General features: G+C 54.0%; 21 protein-coding genes and 2 tRNA genes. 3 read left to right on the top strand and 20 right to left on the bottom strand.

The genetic code is table 11. From position 1 onward, the window contains the following. Positions 1-63: 63 nt before the first annotated feature. From upp to prfA, 8 genes are all read right to left on the bottom strand, one after another. Positions 64-708 (bottom strand): uracil phosphoribosyltransferase, encoded by a 645-nt coding sequence (gene upp / locus HMPREF3192_RS01410; RefSeq protein ID WP_066304719.1) that lies wholly within the window; start codon positions 706-708, stop codon positions 64-66. A 71-nt stretch (positions 709-779) separates the two neighbouring features. Then, positions 780-1235 (bottom strand): ribose 5-phosphate isomerase B, encoded by a 456-nt coding sequence (gene rpiB, locus HMPREF3192_RS01415; protein ID WP_066304720.1) that lies wholly within the window; start codon positions 1233-1235, stop codon positions 780-782. A 189-nt stretch (positions 1236-1424) separates the two neighbouring features. Continuing rightward, entirely contained in the window at positions 1425-2891 is a 1467-nt protein-coding gene (glpK, locus tag HMPREF3192_RS01420; protein ID WP_066304816.1) for a glycerol kinase GlpK, read from the bottom strand. 193 nt (positions 2892-3084) lie between these two features. Then, positions 3085-3861 carry an L-threonylcarbamoyladenylate synthase gene (locus HMPREF3192_RS01425; RefSeq protein ID WP_066304722.1) on the bottom strand — a complete coding sequence of 259 codons (777 nt, stop codon included), beginning with the start codon at positions 3859-3861 and terminating at the stop codon, positions 3085-3087. A 365-nt stretch (positions 3862-4226) separates the two neighbouring features. After that, complete coding sequence (locus HMPREF3192_RS01430) at positions 4227-5393, bottom strand: alpha/beta fold hydrolase (protein WP_066304724.1); 1167 nt, start codon at positions 5391-5393, stop codon at positions 4227-4229. Beyond that, a complete protein-coding gene (locus HMPREF3192_RS01435) occupies positions 5394-6047 on the bottom strand; it encodes an L-threonylcarbamoyladenylate synthase (RefSeq protein WP_066304725.1) in 654 nt (217 codons plus the stop codon). A gap of 18 nt (positions 6048-6065) precedes the next feature. Continuing rightward, positions 6066-7073: a peptide chain release factor N(5)-glutamine methyltransferase gene (gene prmC, locus HMPREF3192_RS01440; RefSeq protein WP_082715537.1), complete on the bottom strand. Its 1008-nt coding sequence runs from the start codon at positions 7071-7073 to the stop codon at positions 6066-6068. 44 nt (positions 7074-7117) lie between these two features. After that, positions 7118-8182, bottom strand: coding sequence for a peptide chain release factor 1 (prfA, locus tag HMPREF3192_RS01445; RefSeq protein ID WP_066304728.1), 1065 nt, complete (start codon positions 8180-8182; stop codon positions 7118-7120). Positions 8183-8495: 313 nt separating this feature from the next. Here prfA and HMPREF3192_RS01450 point away from each other — a divergent pair, with 313 nt between their 5' ends. From HMPREF3192_RS01450 to HMPREF3192_RS01460, 3 genes are all read left to right on the top strand, one after another. Then, complete coding sequence (locus HMPREF3192_RS01450; RefSeq protein ID WP_066304729.1) at positions 8496-9605, top strand: tetratricopeptide repeat protein; 1110 nt, start codon at positions 8496-8498, stop codon at positions 9603-9605. Positions 9606-9613: 8 nt separating this feature from the next. Continuing rightward, positions 9614-10570, top strand: coding sequence for a hypothetical protein (locus HMPREF3192_RS01455; protein ID WP_156422820.1), 957 nt, complete (start codon positions 9614-9616; stop codon positions 10568-10570). A 78-nt stretch (positions 10571-10648) separates the two neighbouring features. Then, a tRNA-Glu gene (locus HMPREF3192_RS01460) sits at positions 10649-10723 on the top strand. Between the two features lie 11 nt (positions 10724-10734). On the opposite strand, the gene HMPREF3192_RS01465 is transcribed toward HMPREF3192_RS01460, so the two are convergent. The 12 genes from HMPREF3192_RS01465 to HMPREF3192_RS01520 form a co-directional block, all read right to left on the bottom strand. Next, positions 10735-11133 carry a DUF4143 domain-containing protein gene (locus tag HMPREF3192_RS01465; RefSeq protein WP_066304734.1) on the bottom strand — a complete coding sequence of 133 codons (399 nt, stop codon included), beginning with the start codon at positions 11131-11133 and terminating at the stop codon, positions 10735-10737. Positions 11134-11411: 278 nt separating this feature from the next. Beyond that, on the bottom strand, positions 11412-11930 hold the full coding sequence (locus HMPREF3192_RS01470) for a PTS sugar transporter subunit IIA (protein WP_066304738.1): 519 nt from the start codon (positions 11928-11930) through the stop codon (positions 11412-11414). 49 nt (positions 11931-11979) lie between these two features. Beyond that, the gene (locus HMPREF3192_RS01475; RefSeq protein ID WP_066304740.1) at positions 11980-12867 is read right to left on the bottom strand and encodes a class II fructose-bisphosphate aldolase; all 888 of its coding nucleotides are present in this window, start codon (positions 12865-12867) and stop codon (positions 11980-11982) included. Between the two features lie 39 nt (positions 12868-12906). After that, positions 12907-13431 (bottom strand): hypothetical protein, encoded by a 525-nt coding sequence (locus HMPREF3192_RS01480; protein WP_197414532.1) that lies wholly within the window; start codon positions 13429-13431, stop codon positions 12907-12909. A gap of 154 nt (positions 13432-13585) precedes the next feature. Further along, entirely contained in the window at positions 13586-14986 is a 1401-nt protein-coding gene (locus HMPREF3192_RS01485; RefSeq protein WP_066304744.1) for a PTS galactitol transporter subunit IIC, read from the bottom strand. A gap of 132 nt (positions 14987-15118) precedes the next feature. Then, positions 15119-15403 (bottom strand): PTS sugar transporter subunit IIB, encoded by a 285-nt coding sequence (locus HMPREF3192_RS01490; RefSeq protein ID WP_066304745.1) that lies wholly within the window; start codon positions 15401-15403, stop codon positions 15119-15121. Positions 15404-15517: 114 nt separating this feature from the next. After that, the gene (locus HMPREF3192_RS01495; protein ID WP_066304747.1) at positions 15518-16039 is read right to left on the bottom strand and encodes a YjbQ family protein; all 522 of its coding nucleotides are present in this window, start codon (positions 16037-16039) and stop codon (positions 15518-15520) included. Between the two features lie 2 nt (positions 16040-16041). Further along, the gene (locus HMPREF3192_RS01500) at positions 16042-16746 is read right to left on the bottom strand and encodes a triose-phosphate isomerase (RefSeq protein WP_066304749.1); all 705 of its coding nucleotides are present in this window, start codon (positions 16744-16746) and stop codon (positions 16042-16044) included. A 185-nt stretch (positions 16747-16931) separates the two neighbouring features. Next, a complete protein-coding gene (locus HMPREF3192_RS01505; protein WP_082715538.1) occupies positions 16932-17759 on the bottom strand; it encodes a GntR family transcriptional regulator in 828 nt (275 codons plus the stop codon). A gap of 87 nt (positions 17760-17846) precedes the next feature. Beyond that, a tRNA-Leu gene (locus HMPREF3192_RS01510) sits at positions 17847-17931 on the bottom strand. A gap of 19 nt (positions 17932-17950) precedes the next feature. Beyond that, positions 17951-19186 carry a Ppx/GppA phosphatase family protein gene (locus tag HMPREF3192_RS01515; RefSeq protein WP_066304751.1) on the bottom strand — a complete coding sequence of 412 codons (1236 nt, stop codon included), beginning with the start codon at positions 19184-19186 and terminating at the stop codon, positions 17951-17953. A 58-nt stretch (positions 19187-19244) separates the two neighbouring features. After that, positions 19245-19892 carry an FtsB family cell division protein gene (locus HMPREF3192_RS01520; RefSeq protein WP_066304752.1) on the bottom strand — a complete coding sequence of 216 codons (648 nt, stop codon included), beginning with the start codon at positions 19890-19892 and terminating at the stop codon, positions 19245-19247. Positions 19893-19909: the final 17 nt, after the last annotated feature.

Raw genomic sequence — 19909 nt, forward strand, 5'->3', positions numbered from 1 at the left:
TTGCAGCAAACGTCCAGTTACGTCAAACGTGCGGCTGCACGCACGGCCTCGCGCTTGCCCGTGCTACTTGGTGCCGTAAATGCGATCGCCTGCATCGCCCAAACCTGGCAAGATGTAGGCATGATTGTTAAGGCAGCGATCAAGCGCACAGGTGTAAAGATGCAAGCCCTTATCAAAATCAAGCGCTGCTTTTACACCCTCGGGTGCCGCCACTAGCACTAACGCACGAATGTCGCTGACACCCGCATCACGCAAGAACTGAATGGCTGCCGTCAACGAGCCGCCCGTGGCAAGCATGGGATCGACGATAAGGCAGGTACGATCCTGCACGTCAGATGGAAGTTTGCAGTAGTACTGATGCGGCTCATGTGTCTCGGGATCGCGATACATGCCCACGTGACCCACTCGAGCGGATGGAACAAGACTGAGCATGCCATCGACCATGCCCATGCCAGCGCGCAAGATGGGGATGATTGCAACCTTTTTACCAGCGATTCGCTTGCAGTACGTCTCCTCCAAGGGCGTCTTGACGACAACGTCTTCCAGAGGCAGGTCGCGCATAGCTTCGTAACCCTCAAAAATAGCAAGCTCGGTGACAAGCTCGCGGAACTGCTTGGTGCCTGTCTCTTCATTACGCAAAATATGAAGCTTATGCTGCACCAAGGGGTGATCAACAATGGTCAAACGAGAAGTATCAAAATCGAGCATATTCTTTCCTTTTCTGTTGTGTGCCGCGCGTACAACATTTCGCGAAGCACGTACGTACCTTGTTGATCGGATTACAGGTTGTTAAACAAGCCGTTGTCCTCACGCATGATCTTATTGACGCGACCCGTGTGACGACCACCGGCAAATTTGGTGTTCAAAAACTCATCGATAATCTTTTTATTGGTATCGAGATCGACAAAGCGACCCGAAATGCACAGGACGTTGCCGTCATTGTGCTCTCTAAAGAGGTGCGCGAACTGCGGCGTTTGAATGACCGAGGCGCGAATTCCAGGGAACTTATCGGCCGTGAGTGCCATGCCAATGCCCGTGCCACAAATCAAAACGCCACGCTCGGCTTCTTTAGAAGCGACGCTACGCGCGACCTTATCGGCAAAATCGGGGTAATCTACCCTCTCTTCATTTTGAGGCCCCAAGTCGACAACCTCGTGACCCAGCTGCTGCAAATACTCAATGAGCAGCTCTTTTTGACCAAACCCTGCGTGGTCGGATGCAATAGCGATGCGCATACAGTCTCCTTACCAGCTTTTACTTGCGTACCAACGCCTACCTGAGTTTATGCTCCACTTGCGTTTCTATCCTTGCTGACGTATATACCCGCGCCAGCGTATGTAGCTCGCGTCTTCAGTATATAAGTTTAAAACTTCCGTGTTAATGCTTCTTGCGGCATTCTCGCGTTTATCACATGCACGTACGACTTACGAAATCGTGCGCCTGACGGCCACGCGCCAACCCGCAAGCAACTGCTCGCGCTGCTGCCCCGAAATCTGTGAGCGGAAGGTATCTCCCGCCGGCACCAGCGAGGAAACCTCCTGCTTGTCCTCCCAAAAGCCGCAGGAGATGCCCGCCAAATAGGCAGCGCCCAAAGCCGTGACCTCAGATTGCGCCGTGCGAATGACCTCAATATCCAAAAGATCGCTCTGGAATTGCATAATGAAGTTGTTCACCGAAGCGCCGCCATCGACCTTCAGCGAGCTCAAAGTTTGCCCCGAGTCCGCCTCCATCGCATGCAGCACATCGTAGGTCTGATACGCCATCGACTCACAAGCCGCGCGCACCAAACGCGCTCGATCGCAGCTGCGCGTAATGCCGCAAATCACGCCACGAGCATCCGCATCCCACCACGGCGCGCCCAGCCCGCTAAAGGCGGGAACGATGTAGCAGCCGCCCGTATCGGGTACCGAGCGGGCGATCTTCTCGGTCTGATACGGATGCTCGATAAGACCGAGCCCGTCGCGCAGCCACTGCACTACAGAGCCCGCCTGGAAGACTGAGCCCTCGAAGGCGTAGTTGATGTTGCCGTCCTCACCGATGCCGATGGTGGTAACCAGGCCGTTAGTGGACAAGGTCGCGGCGTCTCCCAGATTCATGAGCATGAAGCAGCCCGTTCCGTAGGTGTTTTTGACGCTTCCCGCATCGAAACAGCAGTGACCGTACAGGGATGCCTGCTGGTCGCCCGCGACACCGCAAATGGGCGGCTGATGAGGCATGATGTCGGCATGCACCTTACCAAAAAAGGCGTCAGAAGGCAGTGCTTCGGGGAGCATGACCTGCGGAATGCCCAAAATGTCGCAGAGCTCGTCGTCCCAGGCGAGTTTGTGGATGTCAAAAAGCATAGTACGGCTCGCGTTGGTGTAATCGGTGGCATGCACTCTGCCGCGAGTCAGGTTATACATCAGCCAACTATCGATAGTGCCGCAGAGCAAATCGCCAGCTTTAGCGGCCTCGGACGCACCGTCGACATTCTCTAAAATCCACTTGATTTTGGTGCCCGAAAAGTAAGCGTCGGGGATAAGCCCCGTGCGCATGCGGATAAGCTCTTCGTAACCATCGGCGATAAGAGCTTCGACAATGGGCGCGGTGCGCCGGCACTGCCACACGACCGCATTGTAGATCGGCTGACCCGTGCGGCGGTCCCACACCACCACGGTTTCGCGCTGGTTGGTAATGCCAATCGCCTTGATCTGATCGGCTCGAATGCCGCTTTTGAACTGGACTTCTGCCATACACGCAATCTGCGCCGATAAGATCTCGATGGGGTCTTGCTCCACCCATCCGGGATGCGGGTAGCTGATAGAAATATGGTGTTGCGCGATCGCGGCCTCCATGCCGTACTCGTCAAACAGGATAGCGCGCACGCTCGTTGTGCCTGCGTCGAGGCTCATAATATAGCCCTGCGACGTGGTTTCGGCGCGCGGGGCGAACTTGCGACGCGTTGAGAAGTGCGCCACATACGTCGGCTTTACCCCACGAGAAGACATATCGAGCATGTTCATATCTTTGTTACCAACCTTTGCTATGTTTTGTTCGATTCGGTCGCTACCCACTTACGCTGGTCACTACCCGCTGATTCGGTCGTTAGCTGCTGGCGATGCGGTGACCGATGGCCTTTTCTATACGTGCTACAGGTGTGCAGCCGTGGCGCACCACCCGCGTTTCTCCCTCAGTGCAATCGATGATGGTGCTGATGCCCTGACAGGCATCGGGAATGCCCTCGTACACAATATCAGCCGACTGCATAATCGTAGGGTTTATCTGCGAGAAATTCTCAGGAATGGTTCTTAAGTGCTGGTTAGCGCTGCTCACGATCAGCGACGAGTCGCACGCCTGCAAAATGCCCGCCACAAATGGATGCGAGCTCATGCGTAGCGCGATGGTCTGATCGGGGCGGGTCAGCACTTTGGGTACCGCCGAGGACGCGCGCACGACAAGCGTGACGGGCGCAGGCCAGATGTGCCTTGCAATCTGGCGAGCATCCCACGAAAGTTCGCAGCCAAAGACCTCTAGGTCCGAGGGTGCCTTGACAATCCAGGGGAACGCTTGATGGCGTTTTCGTTTTTTAAGCGAGAAGAGCGCCGCCACGCCTTCCGAGAGCTGCTTGTTGTTCAGAAGCATGGTCGCCAAAATGTAGGTCGTATCGGAAGGAATGAGCACAAGGCCGCCGCTACGCAAAACAGCAGCCACATCATCAATATCGTAAGCACTCGGATGGATGCTGTTGCAGACGCGCGTTTGGCGTGGGACGCGGGTGGCGGTGCGCTCGGTGTGGGCAGCGCTCTCGGCACTCGAGGTGCGCTCACCTGCTCTGCGTTCGCGACCGCCTATAAAACTATGTGCGTTCCTTCCAGCATCCATGGCGTTGCTCCTTATGGCACTACATCCACTCGTATGCAAACACAAACCCACGTTGACACTTAGCCTCGTGTAAACGTATGGCCTGCTCAAAAGAAAAAGCTAGAAGAAAAATCTACGCATATACAAGACTCTCGCAAGACTACTCGCAACGTTCAACCACTTTCAGCTTAGAGAAAATGCACGTTGCGCGGGCCTTTTTTGAGGAAAGATTCGCTAGACGTTGTTTTATTTCGGTGTAAGTGGTAGCCGCACGTCTACCGCGTTCGATATTTTCGTTTATCGGTGGTGCGGACGGGTTTATCGGCACGCGGCGCACGACTTGGCGCTACCGGCGGACGAGAAGATCAGCGTTGCGCGCGATCACCTTACTGCTCCTGCGCGACGGGCTTCTTAATAACCCCATCGATCCAGTCGATAAGTTCGGCGGTGGTCGAGGCGGCTGTCGTTTCGTGCAACAACTCGTGGCGTGCGTGGGCAATGATTTGCAACTCGGTGTGATCGAGGCCAGCCTTTCGATACGCGCGGAAGGTTTGCACGGGGCCCGAGCCCGCTCTTCCCACGGGATCCTCTTCGCCCGAAATAATGTATATGGGCAGTTTGTGGGGTATGTTTTGTATATTTTGCGAGCGCTGGGCGCACTGGACCAAATCTAACACCATCTTGTAGCCGCTGAGCGAAAACATCCATCCACAGGCGGGATCATCCGCATAGGCTTGCACCTCGCGGGCGTCATGCGAGAGCCACTCATATCCTGTGAGCGTGCCTTGCTGCTGGAGGAGTTTCTCGTCAGGCGTGAGCGAAATCTGAGCGTTGTATCCGCCCGTACCAAGATTGTTCACAAACGAGCTGCGGTGCGACCAACCCTTGACGGCTGCAATCATGCTGATAAGGGCTTTCGAAACCTCGGGTGCAGGCTGCCAAGCGGTGCCCATAATAATGGCCGCCGCAAGGCCTTTTCCGTAGCGCGTAAGGTAGGCTCGCACCACAAACGAACCCATCGAATGGCCGAAGAGCACGTACGGGATGGTCTCATGTTGGCCGCCTACGGGGTTCTGTGAGTCGAACTCCAGGCCGAACTTTGATGTAAGGCGCTGCTGCATGAGTTTGCGCAAACTCTGCTGATCCTCTACGATCTGCGTTGCCGCAGTTTGGGGATCATAAACGCCGCGCTGGCTTGGATCGGGGGTTGTTTGCCCGTGACCGATGTGATCGATACCGCACACCACAAAGCCGTGCGCACATAAGGCATGCGCGAAGCGCTCATAGCGAGCAATGTGCTCAGTCATGCCATGCATGAGTTGGATACAGGCTTTTGGACGTGGGCCCGCAACGTGCTCTGAGCTGCTATATTCTGAGCTGCGATGTGTAGCGTGACTCGTCTGGGTGGGTTGTGTGGGTTGTGTGGGCCACCAGATGAAACCTCGGCAGGTGCTTTTCTTATCAGCCGAAGCAAAGCTAATGCCTTCGCGCGTTACTTCGCTCTTGTCGTCGGGCGTGATCTCGCATGTAGCGTTCGTATCTGCAGAACTCATTTAACAACCTATCGCATCGTATATTTGTTGCACGCTCAATGCGGCTTCTCGATAAATCACGGGCTCTAACTCGCCCGAAGTCGCCAGGCGCACACCCACAATCGTGGAGGCAATCGCAATAGGGGCAGGGCCCGCGTCGATGACAAGATCCACCTGCTCGCACAGCTGCTGATCCAGAGAAGATCCCGAGGTCGCAGCAGGAATTCCGTGAATGTTGGCGCTCGTCGTCGCAAGAGGTGTGCCCAATTTTGCGGCAAGTGCACGCACCAAATTGGAATTAGGAACGCGCAGCGCAATGGTACCGTCAGCTTTTACATATTCGGCAGGGAGCTGCTCGGAGGCCTTCACTACCACCGTGAGGGCGCCAGGCCAAAACGTCTTGACGAGCTTTTCCATCCACTGAGGGACATCGCGACCGTACACAAACAAATCGTCGGGGCTCGCCAAAAGCAGCGGCAACGTCTGCGCACGATCGCGCTTCTTGGCAATAAAAATACGCTCGTGAGCAGGGTTATCCGCATACGCCGCGCAGCCAATGCCGTAAACGCTATCGGTTGGCATGATGCACACGCCGTCGTGATTCAGCACCTGCACAGCACGGTCGAGAACTTCGTCGGATGGATTATTTTGATCTGCTTTAATAAGGCATGCCATAGATGCTCCTTAGGATGGTTACGGCTGCGCGGGATGTGTTGGCTGCGAGGATTTTGTTGCACCTTGAACATTAAGTTGCGGTCCGCGCTTGCAGAATAAAATGCGCGGACGATGTGTATAGTCCTCAATAATGCGGATGTCCTGGTAGATTTGCTGTTCTGAAGCAAGTTGTGCTGCCTGCTGCAGCGTCGTTTCGTGCAGCTCGACACACAAAACGCCTGTTGAAGCAAGAGCCTTCGCAGCAAGTTTAAGCAAGCGCCTAAACACATCCAACCCATCAGCGCCGCCGTCGAGGGCAAGCTCTGGTTCAAAATCACGTACTTCTGCGGGAATATCGTCGTGAAGCACCTTCGTGGGGATGTAGGGTGGGTTCGAAACTAACACATCAAAGGTTCCCATGAGAGTTGGGTCCACGTCAGCTGCTAGGTCAGTTTGACAGAGGTCCACGCGGTCTTGCAGCGATAACGCATCTCTGTTTCGGGTGGCAAGCGCAATAGCGCGCGGTGATATATCGGTAGCAACTACCTGCGCCTGCGGATGCTCGTGGGCAATGCTTAAGGCGATGCATCCCGTACCTGTTCCAACCTCGAGCACGAGCGGGTGGCTGCCAGCAGACTGCGGGCTGTCGGACTGCGGGCCGTCAGGCTTCTCGGCAGCCGCATCGGGCTGCGAGCCGTCGGTCTTCTCATCAAGTGCTGCAAGCACCTCATCGACCAGCACTTCTGTTTCGGGACGTGGGATGAGCACGCCCTTTTCGCAGCGCAAAACAATGTGCCGAAAGGGCATTTCACCCGTGATGTATTGCAGGGGCTCGCCCGAAGCGCGGCGCTCGACCGCTTTGTGCATGAGGTCGAGCTCGTGGGCCGTAAGGGGCTGGTCAAAATGCATGTAGATTTCGACGCGCGACAAGTTGGTCACCGAATTGATGAGCCATTCCGCCGAAAGGCGCGGGTGTTCGTCGCCTTTACGCTGCAAATACCCCGTTGTCCACGAGAGGACTTTTCCTATTGTCCAACATGATTCCATAAATGCTGTGCTATACCTCAGCGACACTCATCATGTCGCTCAACCTACACTGCCTGTGCGAGTTTCTCGGCACGGTCCGCCGCAGCCAGAGCCTCAATAATGCTAGGAAGCGTATCGCCCAAAAGCACCCCGTTGTAGGTCGCATTAAAGCCGATGCGGTGATCGGTAACGCGGTCCTGCGGCTGGTTGTAGGTGCGGATTTTTTCGGAACGATTGCCGTGGCCGATCTGGCTCATGCGCTCAGCGCCCTGCTCGGCCTGCTGACGCTCGAGCTCCATCTCGTAAAGGCGGGCGCGGAGCATTTGCATGCAGACTTCGCGGTTTTGAATTTGCGAGCGCTGATCCTGCGATTGGACCACCGTATTAGTAGGCAGGTGCGTGATACGCACGGCCGAATAGGTAGTGTTAACGCACTGTCCACCAGGGCCAGAGGCGCAGTAGGTGTCAATGCGCAGCTCTTCGGGCGCGATTTGAATGTCGATCTCGTCGGCCTCGGGAAGCACAGCCACCGTTGCGGTCGAGGTCTGAATGCGACCCTGCGACTCCGTCTTGGGAACTCGCTGAATGCGATGTACACCGCTCTCGTATTTCATGACCGAATAGACTTTGTCGCCCGAGACCTTAAACTCGATGGTCTTGAAGCCGCCCGAGTCGGAGGGGCTGGACGATAAGACCTCGATCTTCCACTTTCGTGCGGAAGCGAAGCGCTCGTACATGTGGAAAAGGTCGCCAGCAAAGATGCCCGCCTCGTCGCCGCCGACGCCCGCACGGATCTCGACAATGGTGTCCTTCTCGTCGTTGGGGTCGCCTGGGATGAGCATAATCTTGATGTCCTCTTCGAGCGCGGGGAGACGCTGCTCGTTTGCGGCAATATCTTCCTGCAGCATGGTCTTCTCGTCAGCGTCGGCCTCGTGCAGCATTTCCTTGGCGGCCTCGATGTCGTCGAGCGCCTGGATGTATTCGTTTGCCTTGGTCACAAGCGGTGTTTGCGAGGCATGCTCCTTCGCGATGCGAGCATATTCCTTGGGATCCGAGGCGATGGCGGGATCCACCATCTTCTTCTCGAGCTCCTCGTAGGCTTTGATGAGTTTTTCTAGTTTGTCGCGCATGCGTAGCTCCTCAAACTATGCGATACAAGCGTGCATCTTTGTTGCGTCCGCATGCAACCGCGTGTAGGCCACGCGCAGGTCGCGTGCGGGCGAGCAGACCATGTATGATTTTACGGTAGTTTTGTTTGTCGTATCCATGGTACCACCTGCGCTGTTTTCTATTCATCAGGTAGGCCAAGCATTTATAATACCAAAAATATCTTTATACTAGTGTTGCTGGCGCGCTCTGGGTCGCGATGGCGAGAAGATCGCCGCACCCGCGCCGCGCCGCTCGCTACGCGCGCGTGCAGATCGTTTGTCGAAAGGAGTTCCTATGGCGTTTGATCCCGCTGCCGAAGATTATCAGCGCCTGGGACTTACCTTTGCAAAAACGCTCCCCACGGGCGACATCTCGCAGGTAGCGCAAACATCCAAGCGCATCGAGGAGTTCAGAACGCAGTATCGCGAGAACCCCGACTCGTTGGCGCAGACTGATCAAGATCGCGCGTTTCACCTGACGGCAAAGGCAGCCATCCTTGTTGACTACATGCTGCCGTTTGAAGAGGACGAGATCGCAAATAGCATCATTACTAAGGCTACGACGCTTTTGTCGGAGGCCATAGAGCTCGACCCCGCTTGTCACGATGCCCACCGCATGCTGGCGGCGTCGATGTATACGAGCTTCAACGGCTACTACGAATACCTGCGTGACGAGACCGATAAGGTCAAAGCTGATTGCGAGAAGACCCGCGATACAGCGCAAGGCACTACGCCGCTCGACATCCAGCTGGCACGAGATATTGCTATGCGCCCCTATCTGCGCTGGCTTTTTACGCTTGCCAGCCGCGCCCTTATCTGCGGAAAATATCGTGTAGCAGCAAAGACGTGCGAGAAGCTCCTTGAGCTCGACCCCCAAGACACGTCAGGTGCACGCTTTACGGCAGCGCTGAGCTACGCCAAACTCGAAGACGCCGACGGCCTGACGGCACTTGCTCGCGCTACCAAACAACTGCGGCGACGCAACAAAGAGGATGCCTGGATGCTGTTGGCGCGCCTGTCGCTCGCATTTAAAGCTGGTGACGAGGCCGCCTGCAATGTCTATTTCAACCGTTTGGTGCGTTACTATCCGCATGCCCCCGAAATTTTACACAATCAAAATGAGCTGCCCGACAGCGTGTTTGGACGCATTTTGCTTGTCGATTTTAGCGAGGACGAACTGGTTATCGCCACCTCCGAGGCGACGGTGCTTTTGGAGGAGGGCTACGATAACGAAAAGCACGGTCCTTTGGGCAACTGGTTGCAGGCAAAAACCGAAGAGCTCGTTTCTGAGCAGGACGCCGGAGCCGATGACGACAATGCCGACGGTGAAGCCGACGAGAAGCCCGACGCCCCCGACGGCGGAGCCAGCGACCCCAACACCCCCGATGACGAACCGCAGAAGTGAAGGCAGCCATGGATTTTTGGAAGGAATACTTTGAGCGCGTTCAGCTCGACCACGCCCTGCACGTGATTCCTCTTTCGAAAAAGGGAAACCTCGCACTTGCCGATGAGGTGCGCAATAATCCCGACGCCTATGCCACCACGCCCGAAAACAAGGCTTTTTTGGCGCTCGTCCGCCTGCTCGACCGCTGCCGAGAAGAGCACACACAGTTTGAAGCCGCCGACGAAGAAGAATTTACTAAACGCCGTCGACGCTGGCTCTACGACACCTACCAAGAGTGCCAACGAATTTTGCAAATAGATCCCCAGTGTACCGATGCCAAAACCCTGGCGCTGCTCATGGCAGACGGAGACGGCGAGGATCTCTTTAAGCGCATGCAGCTTCATGCCATTTCGACCGTAACGCGCACGAACGTCGAAGACGGGTGGAGTAACGTCTGTGACCGACCTTCTCTGCGGGCGCGGGCATGTACAGCGCGAGCCATGTTTAACACCGCTCGATACAGCCAGGCACAGGCTTGTTGCGAAGCGCTCATTAGAAGCGATCCAGCCGATCATCTGGGTGCGCGCTATACCTTGGCGCTGTGCTATGCACGTCTTGAGCTGGAAGAGAAGCTCGAGCAACTCGAAGAACAATTTATGCATGCGGGTAATGCCTGGTTTAGCTTGGCGAGGTTGCTTCTGTTCTACAAGCTCGACCGTATGCGCGCTGCGCGTCGTGCCCTCTTGAGTTTTATGCACACCTACGAGGCAGGTCCGTTTTTGCTCTTTACCCCTATTTTTGTGGATACCTATCTTTTGGACAGACCTTCGTTTGAGCAGCAGAGCTTTGAGGAGGTGGCTATAGCCATACACGAGGCCGAAAGCATGCTGGCCGACACACCAGATCTGGTGGTATGGGCTCAGCAACACGAAGATTTTATGCAGCAGGCCAAAAAGTTTGCACAAAATGAGGGCTTTGATGACTAGCACGGCTTTTTGCGTGCTGCACTACCTTTTTAAAAGATTATTTGTTATACTCATTCGTGCAAAATTCATTCATGTTTGGTCCCCATCGTCTAGTGGTTAGGACATCGCCCTTTCAAGGCGGAAACACGGGTTCGAGTCCCGTTGGGGGCACCATTTTTTTGCCATCAAGGATTTTCTTTTTCCAGAAGCCAGTTAGCAATATCAATAATTGGTATCCCCTCTTTAAGAACCTTTGGATGTTTGGTACGAGTCAAAAGCATTTTAGGATACCCATCCTTTATTTTTAGCAAAGGATCTATTTCTCGAGATAAGGTTTTTTGCTCCGAAATATCATTGCTTACCTGGATATAGAGCTTCTCATTACTTTTAAGGGCAATAAAATCAATCTCGTTTTCATAAAGCTTTCCAACGTAAACTTCATACCCACGACGATACAATTCAATAGCCACTATGTTTTCGTATATGCGACCATAATCCATATCCTTTGTGCCTAAAATTGCAGAGCGCAAAGCGTGATCGACAAGATAATACTTTTCAGATTTCTTATAAAAATCCTCCATCATTAGGTGAAGGAGGTATTGTCATGGACGTCACAGAAGAGATTTCAAATGAGCAGACACGAGCTTTCCTGCAGGAATACGAAGAATTCAAAAAACATCCAGGAGCATATAAGCGCTACGAAAACTTTAAAGACGCACTGGAAGATGTCTTAGGCGAGCCTGAGCATCACCAGCCCTCTCAACACCAGAAAAGCGGCTCTCGCTTTAAGCGAAAGCCACTTTTATTCACGTTGCGTGCGATACTGCGTGCAAGCCTGTGCGCGATGTCGTGCCAAAACGTCTTACTCAACGTTGGCGTAACGCTTGAAGCACTCCACCATGCCCTCGGGCGTGGTTTGCGCCTGTACTTCCTTGACGGCATCCTCATTCATAAACATGCCCATCATAGCTTGCAGCACCTCAACCTGACCTTCGGCGTGCTTTAGCAGACCGAGATTCACCACGAGGCTCGCATCGATAGCATGATCCACCATACCCGCCATCGGCTCAAAACTCACTGTGGTCTTGGGCTTAATAATGGCAATGTAGGGCTTCACAATATGCTGCGGGTCAACGTGAGGAATAGCCACGCCAATAGTCTCGAACATAAGGCCAGTTGGGAAATCACGCTCGCGATCGGTAATAGCCTTAAGCCAACCCTCTTTTACATAGCACTTCTCCAGCAAAATGGCCGAAAGTTTCTCAAAAAAGTCGACGTACGTGTCGGCCTCAAAATCAAAGAATACGAGCTCTGGCCTGTAGAGGCAGGCTCCGTCTGCGGTGCTGTCGACGGCGGTATCAGTCGTATTGTTTTCGCTCACGTGTAGCTCCTTCCCGTTGTGTATGGTGCGATCAGCTGATGAGACCTGTCTATGCCAGGGGCTTGGCGCCGTTAGCAAAGACCTTAATGACCTGCGTAAAGTCCTCAAGCATGCGCTCGTAAGCCGCAGGCGTCATATCGTGCCAGTACACGATGGCATTCTTGTGATCGCGGCGGCGCTCGGCGATAAGATCGCACACGGCTTCTCCCGCAAACTTCACGCCATAGGTATAGTAGTTAATTTTGCGAATGCCCGCATCAATGGATTTGTGGTAATCCTCATCCGAGACACCCGAGCCACCATGCATGACCAGCGGCAACTTAATGCGAGAGCGAATGTCACGAAGGACGTCCAAATTCAGATGTGGTTCTCCCTTGTAAATGCCGTGCACGGTACCAAAGGAGCAGGCCAAAATATCCAAACCCGTACGCTTGATAAACTCTTCGGCCTGTTGTGGATCGGTGTACACTGCACCCGACTCTTCGGCGGTACCACCCTCATCACGAGAGCCCGCCTCGCGAGAACCCATGCTTCCAAGCTCACACTCAAGACCAGCATCAAACGAAGCGCAGATCTCGGCAGCACGTGCGGAATTCTCGACATTTACCTCGTAGGGCATGTAGGAGCCGTCGAACATAGCACCTGTAAAGCCCATATCGAGCGCGCGACGCAAATACGAAAGGTGCTCGCAGTGGTCCAGATGCACGCACACCATCGCGCTGGAGCGCTCGGCCAGCGCAACCATGGCGGGACCAATGTACTTCAAAGGAGCCGTGTGCTCGTGGCCTTCCGCGTGGGCCAAAATAACGGGGTAGCCCGTCTGCTCGGCAGCGTCGAGCGCCGCACGCACAGCCTCGAGGCTTGGTGCATTAAACGCCGCGATCGCCATAGTATTTTGCTCGGCAATCGCACAGATATCACGAAGATTTACCAGCATATGCTCTCCTTTTTGTCGCTTGTTTGTCGTTTTGTCGTCTTATTTGTCAATCGTATCGTCTCGTTGCTGTTTGTTAGGTCGCTTGTCTGACGTGCGCGTATGATACGGTCGACGAGCTTGCGACTTAAGCGAATGGGGATCGACACGGTATTCAAAGTCAGCCAGCCATGCTTCGAGCTCATCGCCATTCTCGATACACGCCGTTTGAAGCCAGTATCGGCCTTGGAACAAGCTGCCACCGTTGATGCGCACGTAACGCTTTCCCGAAAATTCTCGTACCGAGAAGGTCGTGATGTCTGCAAGTGCAAAGCTGTCCGTGCGACCGTAAGCGCTAAAACGGATAGTTTTATCGTCAATGGTCACAACCTGGGGATTTGCAAGGGCAATAAAGGTGTTCCACACCTGATACGTAGCCACAATCCCCGCAATCGCCGCAATGCCGCGCGGCAGAGGCACGAGGTCAAAAAACGCTCCGATGCACGCTACGCAAATGACAATGCAAAACAGGCCCGTAAAGGTCACCGAGACAAAAAATCGTTTTGGTTCATATACATACTGCTTCATTAAAACCTCCAGAGGCGGAACCTCCTTGCGAAAGTCCCGCCTCCACATGGAGTCTGTAATTTACGTACACGCGCGCTTGAGTGTGTTCGTGTCCTCGCGCGATCTAGGGGTGCACGCATGTCGGAACGCAACCTGCGTGCGTATCAGCGTAAGCTTACTCGTTCTCGTTGTGCAAAGCTTTTGCCTCATTAAGGATGCGCATGCGGTTCCAGAAGGCCAGCGCCAAAGCAGCGGCAGCAGGAACAGTAAGGCCAATGCCGCCACCAAGAGCGCCCAAGCGAACAATAACCCAGGTCAGAGGGTTAGCGCCATCGCAGATGGACGAAATAGCAGCAGCGCCGTTCATGTCAAAGTTAACATTCGCAGCAGCGGTAGTGATAAGCGGAGCAAGGTCGGTTGCAATGTACAGACCAACAGCCAGCACGACAATACCAGTCAAGATGCCGCGGAAGCCGTTTTGACGAACGATGGGGGTAACCAAAACCAGCATGTAAGGAATGCAGGCAAGGTCAACCAAAGGCATAACTTTGTTGCCAGGAAGAATGAAGGCAAGAAGAATGGCGAAGGGCACCAAAATAAGAGCCATCGTCAGGGTAACGGGGTGACCAGTACCCACAGCGGAGTCAAGACCGATGTAGATCTTGCCACGGCTTTGGAAGTGCTTCTGAATGAAGGCAGAAGCGGCGTCCGAAATAGGCAGCAAGCCTTCCATCAGAAGAGCAGCCATCTTTGGAATCAAGACCATGACAGCACCCATCGAAACAGCGGTTGCCAAGAAGCTCGGCGTGGCCTTGCCATCGGCACCCATCGCAGGAAGGAAGCCATATCCTGCCAAAACACCAATAACTAAACCAATAATGGAGCCAAGAAGCACGGGGTCACCAAAGACACCAAAACGCTTTTGGAGGCTCTCGACGTTTATGTCAATTTTGTTCAAGCCAGGGATCTTATCGATAAGCCAGTCCATGGCAAAAGCAATGGGTGCATAGGCGCCCGCAAAGCCGTGAGGAATGGAAACGCCAGGCAGGCCAAGGGACTGCTCGACCATGGGGGCGGTTACATCGCCGATGATAAGAACGACGACCTCGTTAATCACGGCGGCAGCAATACCATAGGCAACGTTACCCGTCACGATGGCAACAAGAGCACCCGTGAAGGCAAAGTGCCAGTAGTTCCAAATGTCAACGTCTGCCGTCTGGGTGGTGTTGGTAAGCAACATCACAACGTTGACGAGCAGCGACAACGGAATGATGATGGTTCCAACGATGGAGCCCATGGCGATGGCCGAAGCTGCAGGCCAGCCAACATCCATAACCGAAAGGGACAGACCAAAGCGGTGCACCATAGCGGTTACAGCGCCAGCAAAGTCGGTACCCATGAGCTGGTTAATAACAAGATTTAGGCCAATGAAGCCGATGCCGACCGTAAGACCTGCTTTAAGAGATTTACCAAAGCCTGCGCCAAAGGCCATGCCAATAATAGTAAGTACAATAGGCATTACCACCGAGACGCCAAGGCTTGACAAACCCGAGAAGAAGCTAATGACTGCGTCCATATGTGTCTCTCTTCTAATAACACTTCTACTACATACATCGTTGGGTTACGAGCTGGGCTGCAAATGCAGCAAATTGGTTGCGAGGCAACGGACTAAGTTGCGAACGCAACAAACGTAGCAAACAAGCAAACTTTAGGCCTTCATGAAATCAAGGACCTGCTGTTCTGCAGCAGCGCGACCCATACCAGTCAAGAAAGGAATGCCCGAGATAAATGGGCACTCAATGCCAGCTGGCTTGACTGTGGTTGCGATCACAAGATCAGCGTCCTTGGACTTATCGACAGCCTCGGCGATGGAACACGTCGTGATGTTGAATGTTCCAGCAAGGCCATTAGCATCGAGCAAATCTTTAATCTTCGCAGCGACCGCTGTTGATGTTGCAATTCCCGAACCACAAGCCAAAATAATGTTTTTCATGCTTCCTCCCTTCAGCGTTGTTTGAAGCACTGGTTTACTATACGATTTTTGCCTAAAAACTACAATAAAACGGAGTTACTCATAGCGGAGAAGATGGCGGAGAAGCTACTTGCCCTACTCACCTATGACGATGACTTTTGCCTTACGCGTGCGCTCGCGCGTGCGGTCATAGTCCACAAAAAATATGGACGCCAAGCCATTCATCTGAAGCTTCCCGCCGGCAACTTCAAAGACGCACGAGCCACCAAGCAGGGTCGCGCGCAGATGAGCATCGCCGTTCCACAAAAGCGTGCGATCGCCACCTGGCAAATAGCTTGCGGCATCGGGCCAGCTCTCTACGGCCTCGAAATGCTTCTCGCCAGGATAACGATAGGTCGACCAATTTTTTTGCTCGGGGAAAATCTTTTGCAAGCCATCGTTAAGATCGGCGTGCAAGAACAAATCTCCCGAACCCGTGCGATCGTGATCATGCTCATCCGAGAAGAGCGCGCAGGTGGTGTGACACGAAATAACCGTGACGGTTCCTTCCTTAATGCCAGAGGCAGCTACGATCTCGCCGACCTTCTTTGTAATGTCTAAATACGTGGGTTTATCTGCAAGAGTTTGCACCGTTACTAAGCCCTTATACACAGTCATGACTACATTCCTTTCTTGAGGTCGCAACGGGCGCGGTCCAGCGCTTCGAACATCTCGTCGAGCGTGGCGAAGGGATCCTTTGCCGCCACGATTCCCGAGGTTCCGCCCGTAGCATCGCCGCCGTACATAATGGCGTCATACACGTCTTGTCCCGTCGAAATTCCCGCCGCTTGCAACACCATCGTGTCGGGAGAAACCTCCTTGACGGCCTGCGTCGACGCACGCATGTAATCCTGCGAAGCGATTTGCCCCGTTCCGATAAGGCTCGTGAGCTCGCAGGTCATAATATCGGGCTTGAACTGCGCAATAGCGCGAGCTTCTTCCACCGAGTCGGCGCAGACGCAGGTGAGAATACCGACCTCTTTGGCACGCATAATCGTAGATGCAAGTTCGTGAATCGTCATGGGGTTCTCGGCGTGATTTAAAAAGGTTGCTTGCACGCCCGCTGCTGCCAAGGCTTCTGGCAAGACATGGCCCATGCCACGGCCTGGTTTGAGCGACTCCATCGTCTGGGCGCAAGGGATGAGATGGGGGCAATTCTGAATAACCCAAGGTAAATCAATGAGTTGTGCGGTAAATAGCGACTGGAAATGGTAGTGCTCGCAGAGCTCATCAACTTTTTTTGCGAGCTTGTAGAGCTCTTGCCCATACAAATACGACTTAGGGTTGACGACAAAAAATGGACGCTGCAAAATTACGTTTCCCATACCGACTCCTTCAACTGCCAGCTATTACTATTCACTGCGTTATGCCTGTTAAAGCGCAACTTGTTCATACTTTTATAAACAAGTTTATGCACAAACTGTGAATAAAGCAAATACTTTATCGTGAGGTTTTAGAAAAACCGCTCGGCGGAAGTTTGGCAACGTTTAACGGTTTTGGTCTTGCGAAATTATTCCTGTGTGGCAGTGCCAAGAATTTCTTGTCCAGCCTTGAGCCAAGTGAGGCTCCACTCAATAATGGCCCCATCTTCAAGAAAAATAGTTTGAATAAGCAGGAGCACGGGCGCGGTCTCGTCAACGGCTAAATATTCTCCGTGCTGGCGGCCAGCAACACGCGCCACATAGCGCATCTGCGCTGTCTTAATGCGACGACCCGAGCATTGCTCGACTGCATCGAAAGCAGCTACCTGCGTAAAATCGACCTCGTCGATACCAGGGCATTCGCGCAGCGGGCACCAGCTTTCCTGACACATCACAGGCTGTCCGTCCACACTGCGCACACGGCGCATAAACATGACGTTCTCGCTAGGATGAATATTCAAATGTTGGGCCACCTCGCGAGGCGCAAGCAAAACCTCTTTTGCGAGGAGGTGGGTCTGAAACTCTTTGCCCTGTTGATGCAAGGATGCCGCAAACGATAAGGGGCGCACGCCCGCGGGATGCGAAAGAGCGTGATCCGCAACAAAGGTACCGCTACCCTGCACAGTTTTGAGCAGGCCTTCTTCAATGAGAGCCGAAATTGCCTTACGTACCGTTCCGCGTGACAAGCTGTATCGCTTGGCGAGCTTGTGCTCGGAAGCAATTCGCTGTCCGGAAACCAATTCGTGTCGATAAATTTTTTCGCGCAGATCGCTTGCCAACTGAGCATGCAGCGACGTTTTGCCTGCCGCTGTTGCGGGCTTGTTTGGCGCCGCGACTGCGGACTTGTTTGGCACCGCTGTTGCGGGCTTGTTTGGCAGTGCGGGTTTATTCGATGTTGAAGGCTTGTGATCTGACATATCTATGCGGCCTGCGTCTTCTGCAAAAAGCTTTTAAGCGGCGAGGTAAATGAACGCGAAAGCGGAGTATGCTGGTAGGTGTGGGGCTGGTAGGGGCGGCGGGACTCGAACCCGCAAGCCTCACGGCCGAGGATTTTAAGTCCTCTGCGTATGCCAATTCCGCCACGCCCCCACATAAGCACGCAATTATCCTACAACAGTTGTGCTTTTTGTTCTAGCCATTCCACAAAACTTTGGTTTTCTCGGCAGGCCTGATGAACAGCACAGGCCACACCCTGCAGCAAATCATGCTCGCTGACCTGCATAACGTTGATTTCTGCTATCGATAAGATCGCGTCGAGTATCATCGTGCCACCAAAGATGACGGGGGCACGCTGCGGCTGCAGGCCTACGATCTTCTCGCGCTGCTCCTCGGTCTTATCGCCCAGCTCCTCGAGCCAGGCGCGCACATGAAAGTTATCCAATTTTGCCAAGTGCACACGGCTTGCGTCATAAGGCACGAGTTTATTTTCCATCGCAACCAACGAGGTAGCTGTGCCTCCGACGGCGACAAAGTGCAGATTATCAGGCTTGGACGCAACCCTAAGGTAGCTCGGCGGCACTCGCTCAGGCAGCGTGTCGTCGTACAGCCACGAAGCGCGTTTGTAGACCACGTCACAGCAATAGTCGTACGCTTCCTGAATCTCATCTACCGATAACGAATCTTGGCCCAGTAAAAAGGTATCGGTTAGGCGCCGCGCGCCCAGCTGCATGGAGCACAGTTTGTGAATCGTGATCGTGTGGTCTGCGTGTTGTGTGCCGTAGATAAGTTCGGTCGAACCGCCACCGCAGTCGCACACCAGCAGGGGCTTGTCGATAAAATCGCGCGAAACAGCCGAAAACGTAAGGTAGGCCTCGAGCTCGCCCGAAAGTATCTGCGGGTCTAAACCGAGCTCACGAAGTGCATCGAGGAGCTCATCGGCGTTTTGCGCATCGCGCGCGGCGCTCGTCAGCGTGCAGACGAAGCGGAGTTCAGGCTGAGGTTGAGGCTGGTTTTGCGTTTGGCTTTGCGGTTGGTTTTGCGCCCAGTCGCGCGCTTGTTGCACAAAGTTCTTAACAGCAGCAATCGTACGCTGCATTGCCTTACCCGAAAGCAAGTTCTGGTGCTCTTCGTTCTGGTAGCCTTCGACGAGCTCACCCAACACACCTAAGTTCCACTCGTTCTGAAGCTCTACGCTCTCATCCTGCTGACCCTCGCCCTCGTCCTGCTCACAGGAGTCCTCAAACGAGGGATCCCAAAACTCAGGCACGATCGTCGAAAGCCCCTCGCCAAGATTACAAATGACCGAAGAAACCTTTTCAAAGGTGCAGAGTTTCTCGTCATCAAACTGCGCAAGCGCCAAACGCGCCGTAACGGTTCCAATATCGATACATGCGATGTTATACATGAGTATTCTCCGACCTACGCGAGGGGTACTCCCAACCTATATATGGGCGTGTCCTGGCTTATACATGGGTCTTGCTCGGCTTGTACATGAAGAATTTATCCAGCACATTTATGTACCACGGATTTTTTGTTTTAACCTCTTCCAGCTCGTCCTTAGAGGCGCCCGCGTCGGCCTCGCCGTTGGTGGTCGTCTTGCCTTTGATGGTCACCGAGGTCTCATTGGCCTTGACGTAGCCGCGCTTTCGAGCCTCATCCTCGATGCCCTCTTGGCTCTGCAGACGGTCGACCTCGCTTTGCAGCTTCTTGTTTTGCTCGGCGAGCACCTGGAGCTGCAAAGCGTACAGCTGCTTGTCCCGATAGGCCGTGTACCACACCTTCACGGGGCTATAAAATGCGATGACGAGAAGACCGAGCGTGATGGCTGCCACCACCAAAACGCGAAGGTGGCCAAGCGAGGCGTACCAGTTGCCTATGCGCTGCAAAAGCGTTGGCTTTTTGTCCTGCGGGCGTACGATGCGATTTTTTTGCTGTGGGCGTTCGGTGACAGGGCGGGAGCTTGCGGAACGAGTGTTAGAGGGAAGCGTACTGCTGAGGCGCTCGCCGATACCGCGACCAGCGCGGCTTGAGCGCACAGCTCCGCGGCCACCGCGGACAGCTCGGCCTTTAAACAGGCTCTCTAAAAAAGGTATGTAGTCAGTCAATGCCATGGTTGTTTCGTTTCTGC

It is taken from the genome of Atopobium deltae (assembly GCF_001552785.1).
Lineage (GTDB): Bacteria > Actinomycetota > Coriobacteriia > Coriobacteriales > Atopobiaceae > Atopobium > Atopobium deltae.